The 22,815-nt window shown below is 68.7% G+C and carries 19 protein-coding genes and 1 tRNA gene; 11 read left to right on the top strand and 9 right to left on the bottom strand.

What is annotated here, in order from left to right; genetic code table 11:
* Positions 1-178 precede the first annotated feature (178 nt).
* The gene (locus tag ABZ795_RS05420; RefSeq protein ID WP_357529121.1) at positions 179-784 is read left to right on the top strand and encodes a hypothetical protein; all 606 of its coding nucleotides are present in this window, start codon (positions 179-181) and stop codon (positions 782-784) included.
* Here ABZ795_RS05420 and ABZ795_RS05425 read toward each other — a convergent pair.
* Positions 774-1,220 carry a hypothetical protein gene (locus tag ABZ795_RS05425; protein WP_357529123.1) on the bottom strand — a complete coding sequence of 149 codons (447 nt, stop codon included), beginning with the start codon at positions 1,218-1,220 and terminating at the stop codon, positions 774-776. The two genes, ABZ795_RS05420 and ABZ795_RS05425, sit on opposite strands and share 11 nt — an antisense overlap.
* A 35-nt stretch (positions 1,221-1,255) precedes the next feature.
* Here ABZ795_RS05425 and ABZ795_RS05430 point away from each other — a divergent pair, with 35 nt between their 5' ends.
* Together ABZ795_RS05430 and ABZ795_RS05435 are read left to right on the top strand one after the other, a co-directional pair.
* A complete protein-coding gene (locus ABZ795_RS05430) occupies positions 1,256-1,843 on the top strand; it encodes a metal-dependent phosphohydrolase (protein ID WP_357529125.1) in 588 nt (195 codons plus the stop codon).
* Positions 1,840-2,817, top strand: coding sequence for an aminoglycoside phosphotransferase (locus ABZ795_RS05435; RefSeq protein ID WP_357529126.1), 978 nt, complete (start codon positions 1,840-1,842; stop codon positions 2,815-2,817). The genes ABZ795_RS05430 and ABZ795_RS05435 overlap by 4 nt, the downstream gene beginning before the upstream one ends.
* A 132-nt stretch (positions 2,818-2,949) precedes the next feature.
* Here ABZ795_RS05435 and ABZ795_RS05440 read toward each other — a convergent pair whose 3' ends face one another.
* The gene (locus ABZ795_RS05440; protein WP_357529128.1) at positions 2,950-3,615 is read right to left on the bottom strand and encodes a 2'-5' RNA ligase family protein; all 666 of its coding nucleotides are present in this window, start codon (positions 3,613-3,615) and stop codon (positions 2,950-2,952) included.
* The gene (locus tag ABZ795_RS05445; RefSeq protein WP_357529130.1) at positions 3,612-4,964 is read right to left on the bottom strand and encodes a helix-turn-helix transcriptional regulator; all 1,353 of its coding nucleotides are present in this window, start codon (positions 4,962-4,964) and stop codon (positions 3,612-3,614) included. The genes ABZ795_RS05440 and ABZ795_RS05445 overlap by 4 nt, the downstream gene beginning before the upstream one ends.
* A 486-nt stretch (positions 4,965-5,450) precedes the next feature.
* On the opposite strand from ABZ795_RS05445, the gene ABZ795_RS05450 reads away from it, so the two are divergent.
* The 3 genes from ABZ795_RS05450 (at position 5,451) to ABZ795_RS05460 (ending at position 7,312) form a co-directional block, all read left to right on the top strand.
* Positions 5,451-5,627: a transposase family protein gene (locus tag ABZ795_RS05450; protein ID WP_357529657.1), complete on the top strand. Its 177-nt coding sequence runs from the start codon at positions 5,451-5,453 to the stop codon at positions 5,625-5,627.
* 21 nt (positions 5,628-5,648) lie between these two features.
* Positions 5,649-6,641: an ISAs1 family transposase gene (locus ABZ795_RS05455; protein ID WP_357529132.1), complete on the top strand. Its 993-nt coding sequence runs from the start codon at positions 5,649-5,651 to the stop codon at positions 6,639-6,641.
* A 410-nt stretch (positions 6,642-7,051) separates the two neighbouring features.
* Positions 7,052-7,312 carry a hypothetical protein gene (locus tag ABZ795_RS05460; protein WP_357529134.1) on the top strand — a complete coding sequence of 87 codons (261 nt, stop codon included), beginning with the start codon at positions 7,052-7,054 and terminating at the stop codon, positions 7,310-7,312.
* Here the strand turns inward: ABZ795_RS05460 and ABZ795_RS05465 are convergent.
* Complete coding sequence (locus tag ABZ795_RS05465; protein WP_357529136.1) at positions 7,264-13,662, bottom strand: RHS repeat-associated core domain-containing protein; 6,399 nt, start codon at positions 13,660-13,662, stop codon at positions 7,264-7,266. The genes ABZ795_RS05460 and ABZ795_RS05465 overlap by 49 nt on opposite strands.
* 781 nt (positions 13,663-14,443) lie before the next feature.
* On the opposite strand from ABZ795_RS05465, the gene ABZ795_RS05470 reads away from it, so the two are divergent.
* A tRNA-Arg gene (locus tag ABZ795_RS05470) sits at positions 14,444-14,519 on the top strand.
* 31 nt (positions 14,520-14,550) lie between these two features.
* Positions 14,551-14,799 carry a hypothetical protein gene (locus ABZ795_RS05475; protein WP_357529138.1) on the top strand — a complete coding sequence of 83 codons (249 nt, stop codon included), beginning with the start codon at positions 14,551-14,553 and terminating at the stop codon, positions 14,797-14,799.
* Between the two features lie 26 nt (positions 14,800-14,825).
* On the opposite strand, the gene ABZ795_RS05480 is transcribed toward ABZ795_RS05475, so the two are convergent.
* Together ABZ795_RS05480 and ABZ795_RS05485 are read right to left on the bottom strand one after the other, a co-directional pair.
* Entirely contained in the window at positions 14,826-16,070 is a 1,245-nt protein-coding gene (locus ABZ795_RS05480) for a DUF6596 domain-containing protein (RefSeq protein ID WP_357529140.1), read from the bottom strand.
* Positions 16,067-16,438, bottom strand: a complete 372-nt coding sequence (locus tag ABZ795_RS05485) for a YciI family protein (RefSeq protein ID WP_327023097.1) — start codon at positions 16,436-16,438, stop codon at positions 16,067-16,069. Before ABZ795_RS05485 ends, ABZ795_RS05480 begins: the two co-directional genes overlap by 4 nt.
* Before the next feature lie 209 nt (positions 16,439-16,647).
* Between ABZ795_RS05485 and ABZ795_RS05490 the strand changes: the two genes are divergently transcribed.
* From ABZ795_RS05490 to ABZ795_RS05500, 3 genes are all read left to right on the top strand, one after another.
* Positions 16,648-17,154: a SigE family RNA polymerase sigma factor gene (locus ABZ795_RS05490; protein WP_357529143.1), complete on the top strand. Its 507-nt coding sequence runs from the start codon at positions 16,648-16,650 to the stop codon at positions 17,152-17,154.
* Positions 17,151-17,972, top strand: a complete 822-nt coding sequence (locus ABZ795_RS05495) for a hypothetical protein (RefSeq protein WP_357529145.1) — start codon at positions 17,151-17,153, stop codon at positions 17,970-17,972. The genes ABZ795_RS05490 and ABZ795_RS05495 overlap by 4 nt, the downstream gene beginning before the upstream one ends.
* A 69-nt stretch (positions 17,973-18,041) precedes the next feature.
* Positions 18,042-20,099, top strand: coding sequence for a copper-translocating P-type ATPase (locus ABZ795_RS05500; RefSeq protein WP_357529147.1), 2,058 nt, complete (start codon positions 18,042-18,044; stop codon positions 20,097-20,099).
* A gap of 1 nt (position 20,100) precedes the next feature.
* Here ABZ795_RS05500 and ABZ795_RS05505 read toward each other — a convergent pair whose 3' ends face one another.
* The 3 genes from ABZ795_RS05505 to modA are packed head-to-tail and all read right to left on the bottom strand — an operon-like array spanning position 20,101 to position 22,682.
* Positions 20,101-21,165 carry an ABC transporter ATP-binding protein gene (locus ABZ795_RS05505; RefSeq protein ID WP_357529149.1) on the bottom strand — a complete coding sequence of 355 codons (1,065 nt, stop codon included), beginning with the start codon at positions 21,163-21,165 and terminating at the stop codon, positions 20,101-20,103.
* Positions 21,162-21,956: an ABC transporter permease gene (locus tag ABZ795_RS05510; protein ID WP_357529151.1), complete on the bottom strand. Its 795-nt coding sequence runs from the start codon at positions 21,954-21,956 to the stop codon at positions 21,162-21,164. The genes ABZ795_RS05505 and ABZ795_RS05510 overlap by 4 nt, the downstream gene beginning before the upstream one ends.
* Positions 21,957-21,959: 3 nt before the next feature.
* Entirely contained in the window at positions 21,960-22,682 is a 723-nt protein-coding gene (modA, locus tag ABZ795_RS05515) for a molybdate ABC transporter substrate-binding protein (protein ID WP_357529659.1), read from the bottom strand.
* Positions 22,683-22,815 lie beyond the last annotated feature (133 nt).

A 22,815-nucleotide genomic window follows, 5' to 3' on the forward strand; every position in this document is an offset into this window, starting at 1 on the left:
AATAGCGGCGGACGAATGTCAGCAGATTGTCGGAGGTCAAGGCCGCCGCTTATCGACATCGACGGCGGCAGGCTCTGATGGCTTTGTCACCACCCGCATTTGTTCAGGTGGTGAGGGACCCCAGCCGCAGTGTGGCCTGTGGTCTCCCGTGTCCACTGCCCTTTGGGAGGGATGCACCATGACCAGTCCATCGATGCCGGAGGTCCGGAAGGTCGGTCGTCGGGCCGCTGAGATCCTCGACCGGATGCACGCCCACCCGGCCTACCACCGGTTGCACAGCTCGTCGATGAGGTACTCCAGCTGCTGGGCCACATTCACCGGATACCCGGCGATCAGTCGCTGGTCGCTGGAGCGTGACGCCGGGCCGCTGCTGGAAGAGGCGCTGCGGGTGCTGGCGCTGAAGGCGGCGGTGTTCGAGCTGTCCGACGGCGACGAGCGGGCCGCCGAGCTGCTGGTGCCGGCGCCGGTGGACGAGATGATCCACGCGGTGCTGGCGCAGTTCACGCTGATGACCCGGATGCAGTCCGACCTGGCGGTGGTCTTCCCCCACGCGACGGAGCTGGAGGAGTTCACCTACACCCGAGGGTGCGTCACCGACGCCTACTACGCCGCGGCGGGGTGGGGTGAGCAGCCGCTGCGGTACTGGCTGGACTCGGCCGAGGTGACCCGACGCCTGGACCTGCTCAACGCCCACTACCAGGCGGCTGGTCTCGGCCGTGACGGGCGCAGCCACGACTTCGACTTCGACCAGCCCGAGCCGGTCGCCGTCGGGGTCAGCGGTTAGCCAGCTCCACCGACAGCACCCGCCGCAGAGCCGCCACCGTCTGCTTCGCGCCGAACCGCTGCGCGGCCAGCCGCTCGGCGCGGGCGACCGCAGTGAAGATCTGCTCGGAGGGTGCGTCCCGCAGCATGGCGACGAGCCAGCCTTCCAGATCCACCACGTCGGCGGGCAGCTCCAGGGCCGCCGGTGTCGGCGCCGGCCGGGGTGCCTGGTCGGGGACCGGTTCCCCGGCCGAGGCGTACCGGCCGGCAGGAAGACCCACCCGGAACGGGTGGACGCACACGGCAACGCCGCCGGCGGTGGCCCGCCACCCAAGGTTCTGGCGGTAGGCGAACTCGGGTCCGGGCCGGTCGACCACGTCGAACTGGCCCGGCCCCAGCTGCTGAGCGGGACACACGACGCAGGTCTGTTCACACCAGTGCGGAAGCGGCCCGGACATGGCGCCGATCGTACGGTAATCAGGAGGTACCGGGAATGACGGTCTTATCCCCTCCCCGTCCTGCCGTCATCGACCGCGCCCTGCGCGACGCCAAGGCGTGGTGCGCGGGACACACCATCGATGACCGGCCGGCTCTGGTCCACGCGGTCCGGGTCGCGGTGACCATCGGCAAGCACGTGCCCGTGTCACCACCGGAGGTGATCGCGGCGGCACTGCTGCACGACGCACCCGATCTCGCCCCGGCCACACTGGACGTGTACCAGGTCCTCACCGCCGGCTACGGGCCCGAAGTCCCGCGGATCATCGCCGCGCTCCAGACCGAACACCGGTCCCTCGACGACCCAGACCCGCCCATCTGTGTCGATGACCCGCCGGTGCTGCTCGCCTCCACCGCCGACAAGATCGTCGCGCTGACATCGCTGCTGAGGCGGGCCCGGGCCAGCGGAGACATGACCGGGTTCTTCACCCAGCGGCTGATGCTGTGCGGGCTGCTTCCGCACTTCCGCGCCTTCCAACAGGCGGCCCACCCACGGGTCCCGGCCAGTATGTCGGCGCACCTCGACGCAGTCCTCGCCCGGCTCGAACAGGTCACCGCCGGAATTCCCGCAGCGGGGCCGCGGTGAACGCGCCCAGGCTCGACGAGCGCCTCGTCGCGCAGCTGCGCTGTGACCTGCTCACCGCGGCGCGGCGGGTGCCGACCGGGCGGCAGGCCATCCAGGAGTGGGAGCTGTCCGCCGTCGAGCGGCTGTTCTTCGCTGACGGCAGCAGCGTGATCTGCAAGGTCGCCGCCAGACCGTTCACCGGCGAGGCCACCGTCCTGCGGGCGCTCAACGAGCAGGGAGCCCCAGTTCCGGTGCTCCACGGCTACGCGACGCGCCCCCAAATGCTGGGCATGCTGATCGACGATCTCGGCGACCCGCTCCGGGCAGCGACCACGGCGGAAGCCGCCGCCGCTGCCCGCCAAGTCCACGCCGCCGCCGGCATCACCGGCCTGCCCACATTCGACCAGGCGGGCCTGACACGGCTGCCCGGACAGGCACTCGACGCGCTGACCGCGCTACGCCGTCAGGAACGCTTCCCCGACTCCGGCCCGATCGAGGAGTCGCTGCAGCGGCTGGCCGCCGCCGCACAACGCAGAGCCGACGGTGCCGAACGGCCACCCTTCGGGCTGTGCCACGGCGAGTTCCACCGCAGCTCGCTGCACGTCACCCGGACCGGATGCCGCCTCCTCGACTGGGCGAAAGCGTTCACCGGACCGGGCCTGCTCGACCTTGCGACATGGTTCGGCACCCGCACACCACCCCAACCCCGTCTACTCACCCGACTCATCCGCGCCTACGTCGCCGCGGGCGGGCACCCGGACGCGGAAGCCGACCGGGGCGGCCTCCCCGCCGCCCGGTGGGCGCTGGGCTGGCACCGGGTCTGGGCGGCCTGGTGGCTCCTGACCACCACCGCCGCCGGCCACCACCGCCCCGACACCGACCGGCATCACGTCCAGGTCGTGCTCCGGCAGCTCCACGGGGCCGCACAGCTGCTCGGAGCAACACAGCCCACCAGCACCGCCCGTCCACCACTGGAAGCGGGAAGCCCATCGTGAAACGACTCATCACCGACACCCACGCCTCCTGTTACTTCCGACCTCGGACGGGCGTGGACGGCCGTATGGCGCTCGTGTAGATCACTGAGCGGTACAACACACCGTGTCCACTGCTTCGGTGGCGAGCCGATGTCACCCGGCCAGGGGCACGGTTGCGACTGTTGTCCATCGGTAGGCGCGATTCTCTCGTCGAAGTGCGATCAGCGGCATCTGCCTGATCGTCACCGATGCCGGGGGGCGTTCACGGAGTTCGGCGAGACGGGCGCGTACCGGTTCGGTCGGTACTGGTGCGCCGCTGTAGGCGATGGTGACGTGCGGCCGAAATCCCTGCGCGGGCTCGGGAACGACAGGCCATACAGCGCCGATGGCGTCCCGGATGACGGCACGGAGATGCTCCACGCGGTGCCAGGGACGGACGAGCAGGCCGATTCCTTCGGCGTCGGGGTCGACCGGGCCGAGTGACAGTTCCAGCGGTGGCATGCCGGCGCAGCGCTGTTGGGCTTCGGCGACGATCGCCTCGATGTCGCTGTCGAGCACAACGTCGGCGAAGCCGATGCCCTGCATCGTCAGGTGCAGGCCGTCGATCGGCACGAGGTCCAGGCCAGGTAGCGCCAAAGCGTGTTGGAGATCGGTGACGAGGTGATGGAGTTCCGGTTGTTCGTCGAAGGTCAGGTGCCAGGTGTAGAAGTGGCGGTCGGCTCGCCAGCCGGGGCGCCAGTACCAGTGGTTGGTGAGTTCGGGCAGGTTCTGGTACGCGGTCCAGCGCTCGTGGAGGCTGGCCAGTTCCCGGCTGCTCATGGCGGCGATGGTAGAGCGGACGGTGCCGTGGTGCCGACCTGTGTCCGGTCGGCAAGCAGGTCGGCGACGTGCCGCAGCTGTGGGTGGGCGAACGGCTGGGCGGCGGTGAGGAACTGGCGGGCGCGCTGGTGGACTGATTCGAAACGCTGTTCCGCCGTCAGGGTGAGCGCTTCCACTGCGAGGGTGGCTGCCCGTTCGGGGTCCGGGTTGTCGGCGTGCAGCTGCGTGGTGGCCAGATCGAGGCGGCTCAGTGCCCGGGGACCAGCGAGCCCCGCCGCGTCGAAGGCGGTGATAGCGGTGGTGAGGTGGTCGGTGACGCCCGCAGTGCGACCGAGGGCCAGGTAGGCGGTTGCCGCGTTGGCTGCTGTCCTGGCTTGGCAGTACGGGCCGAGGGTGAGGCTCGCGCTGACCGTTGAGTCGGCCGGATAGTCGGACAGCATCGTGAAGGCGCTCTCGACAGTACGGTCGACGCCGTAGCGGTCGCCGAGATGAGCCAGGGCCCGAGCCTGGCCGTTGACGGCGAGACGGATGCGGTGTGGGCTGGTGCCGGCGCGGCGCAGGCCGTCCTGGGCGTAGGCCAGGGCGTCGTGGTAGTCGCCTGAATAGAACGCGACGAGGCTCTGCGTCGCCCGCGCCCATGCTTGCACGTCAGGCTGCTGCGCCGCGTCGGCCAGGTCGAACGCCTCGGCGGCGTAAGCGTGCGCCACACGATATGCGCGCAGATCCAGAGCGAGGGCGCCGAGAAGACCGGATAGGTGGGCGCCAGCGGTGTAGAGACGAGCGCGTTGCGGTGGGTGCTGCCGGCCCCACATGAGCTGGTCGACATATGCGCGCAGTGGGCGCAGCCGAGCCACGAGGATCGCCGGGGTGAGGCGTTCGTTGTCGGCGATCGCCTGCCGAATTTCATTATCCAGGTACGCCAAGCGGGCGTCGTCGTCGGTGCCGGACTTCAGCCCTAGCCGTCGGGCATCGATGTTGTCCTCGTGCTCCCACAAGACATCGCGGTTCCCCGCTTCGGGTGTGCTGGGAGCAGAGTGGATGGGCATCGCCTGTCGAAGGATGCGCGTGGGTTCCTGCGTCGCCGTCATGCGATGCCGCCGACGACCCATCCCGGCGATGCGGTCGTACTCGGTGGCGAGCGCTCCTCCGGTCTGTAGCACCGCGTCACAGCGTGCCCAGAAAGCCTGATCGGGGTACTGGTGCCCGGTCTCGGTGTTCGCCACGGAACTGCGGCCGTATTGCACGAGCTGGGCGAATCCATGCTGGGTGTGACCGGCGGCTTTACGCAACTGGGCGAGCCGACGGCCGAGCGCGCGGCGGGCGTTCCTGATCTCGTCGCTTGTTGCCATCGCTGCCACCCCCGGGCTGCCTGCGGTTGCTGCGGTCACGACGCGCGCACACCATAGCTGCCGCTTGCCCGATGCGCCGACGCCGAACCAGCACCATTGTGAAGATTGACAGCCGCCTGCAGGCGGATCGCGATGTCGCAGTCTTGTCGTAATTGTTGTCGGAGTAGCTGACAATCTCAGCGCACGCCGCTGCGGGCGTGCCGGCCCTGTTACGTCCTACCGTACGTGCATGGCCTCCGAGCGTTGCGACGCCACTGCCGGCCTGCTCGGCATACCGATCAGGTTTGGGGATGACGGACGGCAGGGCTGTTGCGTAGTCGGTTGAAGGGCTGTTGAGCTGCGGTTCGGTGAGATCCGGGGGTCCATGTAGGACGGGTGCGATCGTTGGTGACCATGAGTTAGTGAAGACCATGACCCAGAACAGGACCGCACCCGCTGATGTCATCAGCAATGACCGAGATCGTGTTGCCGCACCGGCCCCCCAATATGCCGTCACCGGCGTTGGTAACCGATGGTGACCGTCGCAGCTTGTTCGTGGCGTTGGAGGTCATCGAGGACCCGAGGGATCCACGGGGCCGGCGGTATCCGCTGGTCAGCGTTCTGGCGGCGGCGGTGTGTGCGGCGCTGGCCGGGGCATGCACGTTCGCTGCGGTCTCCGACTAGGTGCGTTTCCAGGACCGTTCTGTGTGGGCTCGGCTCGGGTTCACCGATCGGGTGCCCGCCGCGACGACGGTGTGGCGGTTGTTGATCCGGCTCGACGCCGAGGGGTTGTCGCAGGTCCTGGCCCGCTGGCTGCGGGAGAGGGCCGGGCCGGTCGTGGTCGCCGGGCGGCGGTGGCGGTGGCGGCTGGTGATCGCCGTGGATGGGAAGGTCGCCCGCGGTGCCCGGCTGAGCGACGGGCGGCAGGTCCATCTCCTCTCGGCGTACGGCACCAGCACCGGGATCGTGCTCGCCCAGGTGCAGATCGCGGCGAAGTCGAACGAAATCCCGGCGTTCACCCCGTTGCTGCGCCTGGCCGCGGCCGTACTGGGATCACTGGAAGGCGTTCTGGTGGTCGCGGACGCGTTGCATGCCCCGACCGGGCACGCCGACCTGCTCGCCGCCGACGGCGCTCATATGATGGTCGCGGTCAAGGCCAACCAGCCGACTCTGTTCGCCCAGCTCAAGGCTCTTCCTTGGGGGCAGGTTCCGGTCGGGGCGCAGACCCGCAAAACCGGTCACGGCCGCAAGGAGACCCGCACCGTCAAGGCGCCGACCGTCGAGACTCCGGGCGGGCTGGGCTTCCCCCACGCCGAGCAGGCCGTCCGGATCGTCCGCACCCGCACGATCAAGGGCAAGACCAGCCGCGAAACGGCGTACCTGACCGTCTCGCTGCCCGCCGGCCAGGCCCAGCCTGCCGATCTGGGCACCTGGGCGCGGTCGGAGTGGCACATCGAGGACCGCCTCCATCACGTGCGGGATACCACGTTCCGTGAGGACGCCCATCAGGCCCGAGCCGGCAACGGGCCCGCCATCTTCGCCACGCTCCGCAACACCGCGATCGGGGTATCACCACATCGACGGCGCCACCAACATCGCCAAGGCCACCCGACATGCCAGCCACCGCCCCCACGACCTCATCGACGCCATGACCACCGGAAACCGACCATGACCAGGAGTAACCCGACTACGCAATAGCCCTGCATCGTCGCGGCTGCCCTGGCCATCCTGCACATCGACCGCCAACGAACCACCTGATCACCCAACGCCACGACCCATTACGCGGAAAGGCTCAATCAATCGCGTAAGGCTGCGGACCAATGAGGCGGGAGTGGTCAAGCCAGTGGAGCCTCCTACGAACCAGCAGCGTCTGCTATAGAAGAGGATGCTAGTCCGATTCGTGCAGCCCTACCCACCTCAGCAGCGCTGGATTCCGCCGGAACGACGGTCTTGTCTCCCGTGTACGAGAAGCCGGCGCGAGCGCCACTGTTCTCCGTGTGAAAGACGAAGTAGTCACCGGAGTCGTCACGCCTAACTCCCACCGCGCGGGCACCTCGCGTGAAGGCCGCAAAGGACCTTAGTTTCGCCAGCTTAAGAAGCTGGCGTAGGTGTTCCTCCCCATCCTCCAGAGAGATGTCCCGCTCTGGCTCCTCACCGACCCGGAGGCCTTCTTGAACAAGCGCACCGAGGCGGTCGTCAGTTACGTCCGCAGGGACTACATCGCACCATCCGTTGAGAACCGCTGGCCCCTGGGCGATACGCGAATAGCTGACGACATAAACTTGGCCGTCGTCACGCTGAAATACGCTCACTTTACCATTCATTTCACGACCACGTACCTCACGTCGATCCCACGAATCGCGCCGTAGCGATAGGCGTCCACCATGGCGCCATACTGCTGACTGGACACAGTACCGGACGGGATGCCGACAATCAACTGCTTCCCCTTTATATCCATTGGGTCGACGTTTACGGCACCATACATTCTCCCATTCCATCTATGCAGGTGTCGAACATCCCTTCGAAGTTGTGTTCTTAAATTTGTTGCATTGGAGTAGTCTTTATGAAGATCCCGGGTCTTGACGCTGACTGCAACTCCGGTTGCGTAGTTGAAGGAGTCAACACCCGGGTTGTTAGGTGCGCGAAGCCCTGGCAACCCCAACTCATCCATGATTCGCTGCTCGAGTGCATAACCCCGCTCACGGAAGGGGAGATCCCAAAGACCGCGACCCGCAGCGGCGTCGTCGGCGTACCTGGCCAAGCGTCGCGCTGTCAGCAGCGCGGATCCAAGGGAACCAACCAAATTGGCAATCTTACCACCTGGCACCGCGTCAGCTACCGTGAAGGCGCAGGCCAACTCGTCGCCCCGCATACATTTTGGCGCGTCAGAGAAGGGCACGAATCCGAGGGCGAACTCGATCATCGGATCCTTGCACAGCTCTCTGGGAATGCACCCGACTGGGATAGGCGTTCCTTGTGGAGAAGGTGATGGAGTCGCTCCCGGCGCAGGAGATCCGCCGCCGTTGGAGCCACCTCTGCTCGGCGGAGGAATGGGTGTCGGCTCTCTGAGTTCCGGCGCACTATAGGGCGGGGGTTTAGTCTGTCCGCAATCGTCGAATTCACAGTCCTTCAGGCCGCTTGGGTCGCTGTAGACGATCGGGCTGTTGTGGCCGTAGGCGTAGGCATTCCATTGCTGAGGGTCGCTCAGGTCCATGATTGGGTCGACGGAGATAAACCTGCCGAGGGTGGGGTCGTATTCGCGGGCGGCAAGGTGGGTGAGACCGGTGTCATCCCGGGTACCGCCAACGAACCCCTTGGTGCCCAGCCAGGGGCTTGGTGCGGCACCTCGGTCTTCGCCGTAGGGCATGGTTCGGCGACGCTGACTAGCCAGGGTTCCTGCTTCGATCTGGATCTGGCCGGTGCCTTGGTGGTTGTTAGCCGTCCACTTGAGACCATTGCTGTCACGGACGGCGTAACCGTCGTAGTAACGGGTGCCGTCGGGTTGGGTGCTACCGGTGGTGAGCTCGAGTTCGGTGGCGCCGAGGTAGAGGATGGTCTTGTCGGGGGCGCGGGAGATGAGCCGGTTGCCGTCGGCGTCGTAGACGTAGCCGGTGGTGCCCGTGTCCTCGGTGACGGTGTCCACGTGACCTTCGGGGTTCCAGGTCAGAGTCTGGGTGACGCCGGTAGGTGTGGTGCGCTGGGTCATGTTGCCGGCGCCGTCGTAGGTGAAACTGCGGGTGCTGGTGTCGGCGAGGGGGCCGGTGGCGGTGACCGAAGCGATCTGGTGGGCTCTTACTCCGTGGGTCGCGCCGACGTTGTAGGTCCACACGGTGTTGCCGGCGGTGGTGTCGTGGTCGGTTTGGGTGAGCCGGTTGCCGAGTGCGTCGAAGGTCCAGGACCGTTGGTAGGGGTCAGCACCCGCGCGTTGGGCAGTGCCGCAGTTCGTGGTGGTCTGGGTCCAGGCTTGGGTCAGCCGGCGGAGTTGGTCGTAGGTAAAGCACTCGACCTGGTCGGTGGTGCCGTTGGTCTTGCTGGCGATCGTGGTGATGTTGCCGGCTTGATCGTAGGTGTAGCCGCTGGTGAACCGACTGTCGAACGTACCGGAGGTGCTCTGGTTCTCGGTGGCGACGTCGTGTGCGTCGAGTCGTCCGGTGCCGGGGTCGATGGTGGTGGTTTGCCGGATCTGGCGGCCAGGTGCGCCATGCAGGGTCTGGTGCATGGGTCCGTGGTTGTAGTAAACGGGGTTTGTCAGGTATCTGGTGTCGGGGATACCGGCGATCTGACCGATCGTCGAGCGCAGATAGCCGTTGTTGTCGTAGGTCGAGGTCAGGGTTTCTGCGGGCAGGCCGCCGACGCCTGGCAGGGTCTGCCCGGTGATCTGGCCGGCGAGGTTGTAGCTGACGCCGGTGGTGTAGGTACCGGCGATGGCACCTTCGGCGGCGGGGATGGTGACGGTGGTTCCAGTGGGTTGGTAGCGGTCGGTGTAGCCGCTGGCTGCGGCGGTGTAGGCATTGCCGTCGTGCCATCTAATGGATGAGGTCAGGTATCCCTTGGCGATGCTGTCGTAGACGTAGCTGGCCAGCTTGGTGCCGCTGCCGACATCGCCGGACCAGCGGCCGACGGTGCGGGACATGCCGTCGTACTCGGTGGAGATCTTCTGCCCGCGCCCGTCGGTGGTGTAGGCGAGCCGGCCGGCGCTGTCGTAGTGGGTGGTGGTCGTGCCGGCGTCCGGGTCGACCTTCTGCGTCAGACGGCCGGCGAGGTCGTAGGTGTTGGTCCAGATGTTGCCGGCAGGGTCGACGACCGTGGTGAGCTGGTTGAGCAGGTCGTAGGTGTAGGTGGTGCTCTGGAAGGTGTTCGGGTTGGTGGCCGAGGTGTACTGGTCCAAGCGGGTGACGTTGCCACGCACATCGGTGTGGCTGACGGTTTTGGTGCCACCGGTCGGAGGGACGACCGTGACGCGGTCGCCGTGGTAGGTGGTGCTGGTCTGCCGCCACGTCGTGCCGAGTTTCTTGTCCACCTGGTTGGTGGCCCGGTTGAGGTGGTCGTAGCCGGCTTCCTGCACGGCCGGGACGGTGGTCAGGTTGGGGTTGACCAGGCCGGACCCTGCCGTGGAGGTGTTGTGGAAAGGGCTGGTGGTGGCGGCGACGTTGCCGCGTGCGTCGTAGGTGGTGGCGGTGACGATCCGTCCACCGTTCGGGCCGGGCTGCTGCGCTTCCCTGCCGCGGCCGAGACCGTCGACGTACTGGAACGACGTCAGGTAGACAGGGCTGCCGCTGTGCGACTGCAGCGTCTCGGTCTTGGTGCGCGCGGGGGCGGTCGGTTGTCCGATGCCACTGGAGGTGATCTGGTAGCTGAAGCGCAGCGACGGTACCCCGGTGGACTTGGCCTGGCCTGGCAGGTACACCTCGGCCATGCGGCCGAGTGGGTCGTAGGCGAGGTCGGTGACCTTGCCGTTGGGGTCGGTGATCCTCGACGGCTGCCCGGTGTGCCGGTCGACCAAAGTGGTAGTCGTGTGGTTGAAGCCGCCGCCGACGGTGCTGGTGATGCCGTTGTCGGGCCAGTTCACTGTCGGGCTGTAGGTGGTCGTGGTGGTCAGCCCGGCGGGGTCGGTCGCGGTACGGATCCGACCCATGTTGTCGTAGGTGCTTCGACCACTGGTGGTGTAGGTGGTCGGGCCGGTGTAGACGCGGGTCTCGGCGACGTTGCCGTCGAACGGGGTTTGGGAGCCTTCGACGGTGTAGGTGTCGTAGAAGGTGACCGTGCGGGATAGCAGTGTGCCGGAGCCGCAGGTGTCGCCGGACCAGGTTTCCACCCGCTCCGGGAAATTGATCATGTAGTAGGAGTTGGGTGCGTTCTGTTGGGCGTAGGTGTAGGAGGTGCAGGTGTTGTCGGCGACGCCGACCTGGTTGTACTGGTGGAAGCGGATCGGGAGCCCGTACGTGGACTCGTAGATGGTTTTCTCTTCGTTGGTCCGCCAGCTGCCGTCGTCGAGTTTGACCCGGTTGCTTTCCAGGCCGAGGCGGGTTTGGCGGGGGTTGGCGTAGCCGGGGCCGTTGTAGCTGCCTTGGATGACGTGGTCGTAGCGGGTGCTGGCGACCTCGGTGTACGAGGCGTTGGCCGGATTCGCGTTGTAGGTGGTCATCCGGTAGTGGCGGGTTTGCAGGGTCCGGCCGGCGCGGGCGTAGTGGTCGTCGTAGGTGTCACCGGCGTAGTCGGTGACCGTGGTTTGTTTGATGCCGCCGCCGCTGCCGGGGTCGTAGATGTCGTGGTACATGCCGCGGAAGAAGTTCGACATCCACACCGTGTACTTACTGGGGTCCGTCCCCGAACCCTGTACCACCCGCACCCGGTTGTAGCCGGCGAAGATGCTCCACGACTCGTACTCGTCGGGCACGAGGGGGTTGTTGGGGTTCTTCCACGCCGGGTTTCCGACCGTGTAGTCGTACTGGGTGACCTGATCCGGTGACCCACCCACCTGGTCCTTCACCACGATCTTCTTGACCAGGTACTTGTGGAAGATGCCGAAGCCGGGGTCGGCGCCGGGTGGTGAGTGGAAGATCGGGTAGCAGTCCTCGGTGTTGACGTCCCAGTTACCCACCTTGCCGTTGTGCCAACTGTTGTAGCCCGACTGTGTCGACCCGCCCTGCGGACACGGCTTCTGCGTCCCGTACGTGACCTCCGTCCGCCCACCGAAGCCGTTACGGACCACCAGCAGGCGGGGCATCCGCATCGCGGACACACCGAGGCCGGACTCGTCGTAGTCGACGCGGCCGTCGCGGAAGTTCGGCTGGACTCCGTCGACGTAGTCGAAGTCCACCGGCGGCAGGTCGATCTTGTTCGTGTCCGCACCGATCAGGCCACTGGGGCGTATGTAGTCCAGGACGAAGGCCCGCTCGGTCAGGCCGGTGGGGTTGGACACCTTGTACCGCAGCTGCACACGGGCGATGTTGTTCCACGCTGCGGTGCCGGCGTTCCACTGGTAGGAGATGACGCGGTCCAGGATTCGGCTGGTGAAGAACGACTGGGTGTAGTTCCCGCACGACGACGACCCACAGACCAGGTCACCGGGCACATCCGGGTAGGAGTTCGGGTTCGACGACAACGCCGGGCACGTCGCCGGGGTGTTGTTGAACGGATCATCCTCGGCGGTGCGCTCCACACACCGGTGCGCCCACCCGAACACCACCCGGCCGACCGGAACCGCGCCCGCCTCGGTCACGTTCTTCGCGTACTCGATCTCCGACAGATACCCGCCGCGGTCGTACTCCAGGATCGACCCGCTCAACGCCCGCTTGTAATGGTTCGTCTCCCGCGTCCAGTGCAAATAGGTTTCGTTCTCGTTGGCGTCGCGAACCCGGTCCAGGTTCCACCGCCACGGATCCCGACACGACGCCGGATACACGTCATAGCAAGGCTCGCCCGGCTCGTCACCGAGGAACGACATCTTCCACACCGAGTCCCGCACGAACCCGAACCGGTACTCCGTACCGTCCTGCGTCCACACCTTCCAATAACCGTCGTCCTCGGCCCCACCCGCCAGGAACTCCACCCGCCATCCGAGATCGTCGACCGGCTTCCACACCCCCGCCGTCGTCTTCACGATCTGCGTCGACTGCCCCTGCAACGAGATCGTGATATGCGACGCCCCCGCATCATTCGTCGCCGACTCCCCGTCCTCACCATCCGGAGACTCCCAACACATCTCCGTCTTATGCGTCCGACACGGCTTGTACGTCCGCTCGACATAACCCGGCGAGTACGACCACCCCAACCCCGCCGGACCCGACTGGTTGTTCGTCCCGTGCGTCATCCCATCCACGGCAGAGGAGCTGTACGACAATTGCAGCCCCAGGGTCTGCCCGTACGGCAGCGGCGGTTCCGGCAAGGGATACGAGTAGGTGAACGATCCGGCGCTCTCCCCGACCTGCCACGACCCCGACGGCTTCAATTCCGTGGCCGTGTACGAACCCGTCGACCCACCCGACGCCGACGACGCCAGCGCGTACACGCCGGTCGACTCGACCGTCGACTCCGGTCCGAAACCTTCGAACACACCCGTGCGGCTACCGGCGGCGGTCGCGTCGCCGCCGACCTCCACCACGGCCGTCAACGTCTTCGCATGTGGATCGTTGGTAGCCGACACCCACACGGGATTCGCCGAACACTCCGGCACCTCAGGCGTCGTCGCCGCACACCCCGGCAACCGCACCAACGTCAACCGGTCAGCGAACGAACCCCCATACGCCTGCGCGAAATCCGAGTAGTCGACGACGACCTGTACCGCACCAGCCGCCGCCGAACCGTCCGCACGGTCAAGCGCATACAACGGGCCCGCGTTACCCAACGCCACCGACGCCGCCCGGTCGAACGACCGCACCCGCACCGAGCCGACCTCGCCACCGGCCAGGCCCCGCCCCGCCACACCCTCACCCGCGGGCGCCTCACCGGCCGGTTCGACCGTCAGCCCGAACGCTTCCCGATCCTCAGGGTCACCCTGAAGGTCGAGGACCGCCTCACCTCCCTCAGGAAACGTCCCGGCGGGAAGAGGATCAGTCACCGTGACCTCGTCATCCGGATCCGGATCCTGCGCCTGCTGACGCACCCCCACACTCGCCACCGACCGGGACTCACCCGGCTCCAACACCGGCCCCACCGCAACCGCCGGACCACGCAACTGCACCACCGGCAACAACCCCAGCAACACCGCGACCGCCAAGGCTCCCGCCCTGACCCTCCCCCGCGCCCCGAAACGGTCAAACGCAGTGCCCCCACGGCGGCCAGCAAGCATCACAACGCCCCCCGTCGATCAAGAAATTGATCGACACGCTAAACACCCCATCGACACCGACACAAGAGCATGATCAACAACCGTCCATCAAGGACGGTCACAGGCCGCACCCATCAGGCGCGCCATCCGACCACACCTCCCGCCGAGTACCGCCACAAAGCACCCAACAGGGGCTCAGTTCTCCGTCAGCCAAGCCAACACCTTCACGCAACGCGATCTTCAGAAAATTCTCAGCAAGGAAGGGTTACGGTCGGAGGCAGCCTCCGACCTACTACGCAAGCCATCTGCAATCAGGAGGATGAGACAGAACGCCCATAGGCTGACGAGCAGCTCGCCGTGACCTCAAGGCCCGTCGGCCAGAACAGCGCCGCACCCAAAGCTCACACGATCTCTCGCCAGACACCCGCCGGAACCAGTCTTGATCCGGACCTCTCGCCAGACACCCGCCGGAACCAGTCTTGATCCGGACCAAGCCAGAGCCATGATGATCTTCCCTGATGTGTGCGGCGTGTGCTCTCCAGCCGGTCCCACCCTGGGTCAACCCGTACCAATCTGGGTCACCGCGGCCCACCGCCGGTCGAAAACCGGGGTTGATGTGATCGGGCGGTGGTCATGGGCTGCGGGAACAGGGTTTCCGACGACGTAGGTGAACGCGGGCCACTCCCTGCCACCCCAGGTGAACCCCCAGGTCGCTAGACTAGGCCCTCGCGCCCTCGTAGCTCAGGGGATAGAGCATCGGTTTCCTAAACCGTGTGTCGCAGGTTCGAATCCTGCCGGGGGCACCAGCGCGAGGCCCTGACCAGCACCAAGCCAGCCATGGCATGGCTGGCTATCTATGTCGATTTGAGTCGTCTGGTGGCCAGTGTGGCCGCCGCCATGGTGTTCGTGAACGCCATGGCGGTCTCCCCGGCCCCGTGGTTCACCTCCGCCGGTTGGGGTGCGATGGTCGCATCCGGAGCCGGGTGGTCACGGCGTGATCCGTGCCCTGCTCACCCTCACCTGTACTGCCTGCTGGCGGTCGGGGTGTCGCTGGCCGTGCTGGGTCGGCGTGACGTGACGGCCTGAGCCGAGGGTCCCGGGCACCCGGCCGGTCAGGGTGCCCGGGTCAGCCGCGCTCGGCGGCGGGCCAGGTATTCCCGTTCGGCGGGGTCGTGGGTGAGGTCGATGGCGCTGTCGTACGCCGCCACCGCCTCCGGGTGGCGGCCGAGCCGTTCCAGCAGGTGGGCCCGGACGGCCTTGGCGGGCTGGAATCGTCGGGCCCGGTCGTCGGTCGGGTTCGACAGTTCGTCCAGCCGGGTCAGCCCGGCCGCTGGGCCCTGCACCTCGGCGGTGGCTACGGCGAAGGCGACATCGCCACCGAGCGAGGGTGCGACCGTGTGGAGTGCCCGGTGCAGGTCCAGCAGGGCCGGCCAGTCGGTGGTGCCGGTGTGCCGCCGGGCGCAGTGCACGGCCTGGACTGCGGCTTCGAGTTGGAAGCGGCCGAGTTTTCCACCGGCGTGGGCGGTGCGCAGGTGCTCGTGTGCCCGGTGGATCAGGTGTTCGTTCCAGCGCGTCGGGTCCTGCTCGGCCAGCGGCACGAACCGCCCGTGGGCGTCGGAGCGGGCGGGGAGGCGGGCGGCGGAGAGTTGGACCAGGGCGGCCAGCCCGTGGGCCTCGGGGTCCTCGGGCGCCACCGTGGTGAGCACCTCGGCCAGGTGCAGGGCCTCGGTGGGCACCGGGCGGGCCTGGGGGCCGGTGGTCGCCCAGTCGATGACGTACGCCCCGTAGATCGCTTCGAGGACGGCGGCCATCCGGCCGGGCAGGTCGGTGCGGTCCGGGATGCGGAAGGGGATGCGGGCGGCCTTGATCCGCCGCTTGGCTCGGACCAGGCGGGTGGCCATCGTCGAGGGGGGTATCGAGAAGGCCCTGCCGATCTGGTCGGCCGTGAAGCCCAGCACGGTGTTGAGCATCAGGGGGGTGTGCGCGGCGCGTCCGATCGCCGGGTGGGCACAGACGAGCATCAGTTCCAGCCGCCGGTCGGGAATCGCCTCGGGGTCGAGGTCGTCGAGGTGTACGGGGGCGTCCCGCTCGATGTCGAGCGGGACGTTGCGCCGCCACTGCGCCGACTTCCACCGGTCCCGCAGCCGGTTGCGCGCGACCGTCAGCAGCCACCCGTCGGGGTTGTCGGGTACGCCTCGTTCGGGCCAGGTCCGCAGGGCCTGCTCGAAGGCGTCGGCCAGGGCGTCCTCGGCCCAGACGATGTCGTTGGTCGAGGTGGACAGCAGGGCCAGCAGCCGTCCGTAGCTGTCGCGGGCCGCGACGGCCGCGGCTGCCCGCCCCGCCTCCCCGGTGGTCAACTCGTCCAGGCTCCGTCGACGAAGGCCGTCGCGGTGGGGCGTACCTCGATCGTTCCCCACTGCGCGGCCGGGCACTTCTCCGCCCAGCCGATCGCGGCATCCAGGTCGGGTACCTCAAGGAGGAACACCCCGGCCAGCGCCTCCCGGGTTTCGGCAAAGGGCCCGTCCTGCACCCGCAGGTCTCCGTCCTTGCGGGTGATGGTGGTCGTCGCCGCGGCGGGTTGCAGGATGTCGGCCGACAGCAGCACCCCGGCCGCGCGCAGCGCCCGACCGTACGCGTCGAAGGCCATCTTCGCCTCCGCGACGACCTCGTCGGAAAGTTCCCCCTCCCCCGGCTCGGGGTAATGAATCATCAGCGCGTAACGCATCGTGTTCTCCTTCGCTGCCGTTGTGTCGCCGTGGGCTTCTACACCCGGATGACGATCGACCAGGGCGGAAATCGTCACCCCACGCACCGCAGTGTCGTCTCCCTCCCAACCAGCGGTGCCGCCGGTCGAGTCGGGCAACTCGCCGAGGTGATGCAACCCCGCGAGCGGCACCTGGCGTGACTAACTCGAATCGGGGATCGGAGGCATGGATGGGCGATCGCGACACGGCGTTCGCGGAGTATTTCGCGGCCAGGTCCAACGCGATGCGCAGCACCGCGTACCTGCTCTGCGGGGACTGGCACCGGGCGGAGGACCTGGTCCAGACCGCTTTCACCAAGCTGTATCTGGCCTGGCACCGGGTCTCCCGGCACGAGGTCCTCGACGCCTACCTGCGTCAGATCATCGTCCGCACCTTCCTGGACGAGCGAAGACGGGGCTGGTGGCGGCGGGAACAGGTGGACGGTGCGCACTCTGAGCGGGCGGGGCCCACCGAGGCGCCGGAGAACCGCCTGGTGCTGCTCCAGGCCCTGGCCGCCGTACCGCCGCGCCAGCGGGCCGTGCTGGTCCTGCGCTACTGGGAGGACCTGCCGGTCGACGAGGTCGCCAACCTGCTGCGCTGCTCGCCTGGGACGGTCAAGAGTCAGGCCGCCCGCGGCCTGGACACCCTGCGCGGCCTCCTGTCACCCACGTACAGCGGCACCGAGAAAGGTCGATGATGGACGGACAGCAGTTGCGTGAGGCGTTGCGGGACGAGATGACCAACCTCAATTCGCCACCGCCGCTGGACACGCAGGCCGTGCTGGGCACCGCCCGCCGGGCCCGCACCCGTCGCCGTACCATCCGGGCCTGTGTGGGGTCGGCGGCGGCGGTCGTGGCCGTCGCCTTCTTCGGCACCTTCGCCAGCCCGGGGGTGGGCGGCGGGTGGAGCCCGGCGGCACCCCTGATCGGAGGCCCCTCCTCCGACGACGACACCGCCTCCCCCTGGCCGACCGGGCCGGACGGCCTGCCGCAGGAGGATCGCACCGCGAAGGCCGGCACCCGGTACGACCGGGGCGCCGAACTGCTGGACCAGCTCCGCGCCGTCGTGCCGGCCGGCTACACCGTGCCGCAGGCTCCGGAGGCTCCGTCCCATCAGGCGCAGTACGAACAAACCGTCAACGGGGTCGACGTGTGGAGCTACACCTCGTCTGTCCCGCTGGCCAAGGGCGAGTGGACGGGCACCGTACTGGTCGAGGTGCACACCGCCGGCAATCAACTGGCTACCGATCCGTGCGCCCTGGCCCGCCAGTTCTGGGGCATGCAGGGCAACTGCGAACCGATGACGGTCGCCGGCGCACACGTGGGGGTGGTGGTCGGCCCCGGTGGGGATGACCGGTTCGACCAGTGGGCCGCCTACCGCCACCCGGACGGTGTGGTGGTCTTCGTCGCCCAGGCCATGAACCGTGGCAGCAACCAGCAGGGCGGCATCGAATTGCCGTTCTCCGAGGCGGAACTGGCGGCCCTGGCCGTCGACGATCGGTTCCACCTGGAGTGAGGCGACACCCCTCAAGATCCGCCACCATATACCCCCACCGGGTATATGGTGGCGGGGAGGAGGGATGAGATGGCGCATGACGCACACCGTCCCAGCCACGACAAGCACGCCGGCCACGATCCGGAGGCCTTTCGTCGCAAGTTCTGGCTGAGCCTGGTCCTGACCGTACCGATCGTGGTCACCAGCCACATGGTGATGGACTGGTTCGGCTACGAACTGGACTTCCCCGGGATCGGCCTGGTGGGGCCGGCGCTGGGCACGGTGGTGTTCGGGTACGGCGGATGGCCCTTCCTCCAAGGGGCGGTGCGGGAGATCCGGGACCGGGCCCCCGGCATGATGCTGTTGATCGCGATGGCGATCTCGGTCGCCTACCTGGCCTCCCTGGCCACCGCGGTCGGCGCGTTCGACCTGGACTTCTGGTGGGAACTGGCCGCCCTGGTCACCATCATGCTGCTCGGGCACTGGCAGGAGATGAAGGCGATCGGCCAGGCCCGGGGTGCCCTGTCCGCGTTGGCCGCGTTGTTGCCCGACGAAGCGGAACGGCTCGACCCGGAGGGTCGGGCCCAGCCGGTGTCGGTGGCCGACCTGCGGGTCGGGGACCTCCTGCTGGTACGGCCGGGTGGCCGGGTGCCGGCGGACGGTCAGGTCGTCGAGGGTCGGGCCGAGATGGACGAGTCGATGATCACCGGTGAGTCCCGACCGGTGGCGCGGGCGACCGGTGACCGGGTGGTGGCCGGTACGGTCGCCACGGACGCATCCCTTCGGGTACGCGTCGAGGCGGTCGGCGACGACACCGCCCTGGCCGGCATTCAACGGCTGGTGGCGCAGGCCCAGCAGTCCAGTGGCCGGGCACAGGTGCTGGCCGACCGCTTCGCCGCCTGGTTGTTCTACATCGCCACCGCTACCGCCGTGGTCACCCTGCTGGTGTGGACCCTGCTCGGCGACCCCAGCGAGGCGGTGGTGCGTACGGTCACCGTGCTGGTCATCGCCTGCCCGCACGCCCTGGGCCTGGCCATTCCCCTGGTGATCGCCCTGTCCACGGCGGTGGCCGCCAAGGGCGGCATCCTGGTCAAGGACCGACTGGCCCTGGAGCGGATGCGCACCATCGACACGGTGCTGTTCGACAAGACCGGCACCCTGACCCGGGGCGCCCACACCCTCACCGGTGTAGCCGCCACCGCCGACCCGCCGAGCCAGGACGACACCGGGCAGGAGACCCCCGGGCAGCGGGAGGTGCTGGCCCTCGCGGCGGCCGTGGAGGCCGACAGCGAGCATCCGCTCGCCCGGGCCATCGTCTCCGCCGCCGAGGCGCAGGGGCTGCGGGGTACGGCGACGGGTTTCCGGTCGTTGACCGGCCGGGGCGTACGCGCCGAGGTCGAGGGGGTCGGGTACGCGGTGGGCGGGCCGGCCCTGTTGCGGGAGTTCGAGGTCACCCTCCCCGAGGCGCTGACCGGGCGGCAGGAGCAGTGGTCCCGACGGGGCGCCGCCGTCCTGTACCTGCTGCGGCTGGACGACCATCGGGCGCAGGTGCTGGGTGCCCTGGCCCTGGAGGACGAGGTGCGGCCGGAGGCCCGGCAGGCCATCGCCGACCTGCGCGGGCAGGGGATCCGGAAGATCATGATGATCACCGGGGACGCCCGTCCGGTGGCCGAGGCGGTCGCGGCCGACCTGGGGTTCCGGGCCGGTGTGGACGAGGTGTTCGCGGAGGTGCTGCCGGCGGACAAGGACGACACGGTGGCCGACCTGCAACGTCGGGGTCTGCGGGTGGCGATGGTCGGGGACGGGGTCAACGACGCCCCGGCGCTGGCCCGCGCGAACGTCGGCATCGCGATCGGGGCCGGCACCGATGTGGCGATCGAGTCCGCCGGGGTGGTGCTGGCCTCCTCCGACCCGCGCGGGGTGACCGGAGTGATCCGGCTGTCGCAGGCCGCGTACCGGAAGATGATCCAGAATCTGGCCTGGGCGGCGGGTTACAACGTGGTCGCGCTGCCACTGGCCGCCGGGGTGCTGGCCTGGGCCGGGTTGGCGCTCAGCCCGGCGGTGGCGGCGGTGTTGATGTCGGCCTCGACGATCGTGGTGGCCCTCAACGCCCAGTTGCTGCGCCGGGTCCGGCTACGCCCACAGTAGGTCAGCCTCCGACCGGGTAGGCCCGGGTCTCGGCGGCCTGCACGGCGGCCCAGACCGGTTGGCCCGGAACCAGTTTGAGGTGGGCGGCGGCGGCCGGGGTGACGTCGGCGGCCACCTCGATCGGGCCGGTCAGTTGGATCCGCAGGTTGTCGCCGTGCCGCTGAACGCCGGTGATGGTGGCCGGCCAGGTGTTGCGCGGGCTGCCGTCCGGCCGGTGCGGAAACAGCGCGACCGCCGCCGGGGCGAAGGCCACGAAGACCTCCCCGTCGTACGGGTCGCCGGTGGTCAGCACCTGCCCCTCGGCTAGCCGGACCTGACCGCCGGTGGCGTGCCCCCGGTAGAGGTTGAGCCCCACCAGGCGGGCCACGTAGTCGGTACGGGGTTCGGCCGTGATGGTGGCGGCATCCCCCTCCTGGACCACCCGGCCCTCCTCGATGATCACCAGTCGGTCGGCGAGCACCAGGGCGTCCAGCGGATCGTGGGTGACCAGCAGGGTGGCTCCCGGGTGGGCGGCCAGATGCTGGTGCAACTGGGCTCGGGTATCGAGGCGGGTGCGGGCGTCCAGGGCGGCCAACGGCTCGTCGAGCAGCAACAGCGCCGGTTCGACGGCCAGGGCACGGGCCAACGCGACCCGCTGGGCCTGACCACCGGAGAGCTGGCGGGGCTTACGTCGGGCCTGCTCGGTCAGGCCCATCCGGGCCAGCCAACCGGCCGCCCGCTGCCGGGCCTGCCGCCGGTCCAGGCCGTGCCGACGCGGCCCGAAGGCGACATTGTCCAGCGCGCTGAGGTGGGGAAAGAGCAGGTAGTCCTGGAAGACCACCCCGATCGACCGCCGCTCGGTGGGAACCCAGGCCCGGCCCGCTGGGCGGTCCAGGTCCCGGCCGGCGAGGGTCAGGTGCCCGGCGGAGAGGGGGTGCAGACCGGCCAGGGCCCGCAGGGCGGTGGTCTTGCCGGCGCCGTTGGGCCCGAGCAGGGCCACCACCTCCCCGGGGGCGATGGTCAGCGGCAGGTCCAGTCGGAAGCCGCCCCGGTCGACCACCAGATGCGCGTCCAGCAGCCGGGTCATGGCGCACCCACCCACCGATCCTGCAGGCTGGCCAGGATCACCACGGAGACGGTGAGCAGGATGAGGCTCAGCACGATGGCGGCCTCCAGGTCGGTCTCCAGGGCCAGATAGACGGCCACCGGCATGGTCTGGGTACGCCCGGGATAGTTGCCCGCGAAGGTGATGGTGGCCCCGAACTCGCCGAGCGCGCGGGCCCAGCCCAACACCGCCCCGGCGGCCACCCCGGGGGCGATCATCGGCAGGGTGACCTGGGTGAAGGTGGTCCACCGCCCGGCCCCCAGGGTGGCGGCGGCCTCCTCGTACCGGGTGTCGGCTCCCCGTAGCGCACCCTCTACCGCGATGATCAGGAAGGGCATGGCGACGAAGGCCTGCGCCATGACGACCGCAGTGGTGGTGAACGGCAGGGTGACCCCGAAGGTCTCGTCCAGCCAGGAGCCGAGGAGTCCGCGACGGCCGAAGACCAGCAGCAACGCCACCCCGCCGACCACCGGTGGCAGCACCAGCGGCACGGTGACCAGGGCGCGTACCAGCCGACGGCCGGGGAACGGCACCCGGGCCAGCAGCCAGGCCAGGGGCACGCCGAGGACCAGGCAGAGCAGGGTGGCCAGGGTGGCCGTCTGCACCGACAGCCGCAGCGCGGTGAGCACCCCCGGTTCGGTGAGCCGCTGCGGCAGGGTGCCCCAGGGGGTACGGGCCAGCAGCCCGACCAGGGGCAGCAGGAGGAACAGCAGGCCGATCGTGGCGGGTACCAGCAGGGCTACCGGAACCCGGCGGCTGTGGGCTCGACGCACCGGCTACGGCACCTGGAATCCGGCGGCGGCGAGCACCGCGCTACCGGCCTCGGAGCGGAGGTGTTCGACGAAGGCGCGGGCGGCGGTCGGGTTGGCGGCCTCGGTCAACACCACGACCGGATAGTCGTTGACCACCCCGGCCGACTCCGGGAACTCGACCCCCTCGACCTCGGCGGCGGCTCGGGCGTCCGTGCGGTAGACCAGGGCGGCGTCGACCTCACCCAGCCGTACCTGGGCCAGGGCCGCCTTGACATCCTGGGTCAGGGTGACCGGGGTCAGGGCCACCCCGGCGGCCGCCAGCGCCGCGCGGGCCGCCGCCCCGCAGGGCACCTGCTCGGCGCAGAGGGCCACCTTCCGGTCCGGCCCGGTGAGATCGCGCAGGCTGGTCACCCCGTCCGGGTTCCCCTTCGGTACGGCGATGACAAGCTGATTGCGTACGAAGGTGACCGGCTCACCGGCGGCGTTGCCGGCCTCGACCACGGTGGCCATGGGGGCCGGTGCGGCGGCGGCGAAGACATCGGCCGGGGCACCCTGGTTGATCTGGGCTGCCAGGGCGGAGCTACCGGCGAAGCTGAAGGTCACCTTCACCCCCCGGGCGGCCTCGAAGTCCTCCCCGATGCGGGTGAACGACTCCGTCAGCGAGGCGGCCGCGAACACGGTCAACTCGCCGCCGGTCCCGTCGCCGGCCACCGGTGGTTCGGCTCGGTCGTCGGCGCAGCCGGTCACGAGCAGCACCGCGAGCACCCCGACGGCGGCCAGAGTGGCACGCAGCCGGATGCAGGTCTTTGCGGTGCTGACGACGGTCGCGCTGGCCGCGAGCCGAAGGGTTGGTCGGCGGGCGAGCCAGTCCACGAGCGCG

Source organism: Micromonospora sp. NPDC047134, assembly GCF_040643455.1.
Taxonomy (GTDB): Bacteria; Actinomycetota; Actinomycetes; order Mycobacteriales; family Micromonosporaceae; genus Micromonospora.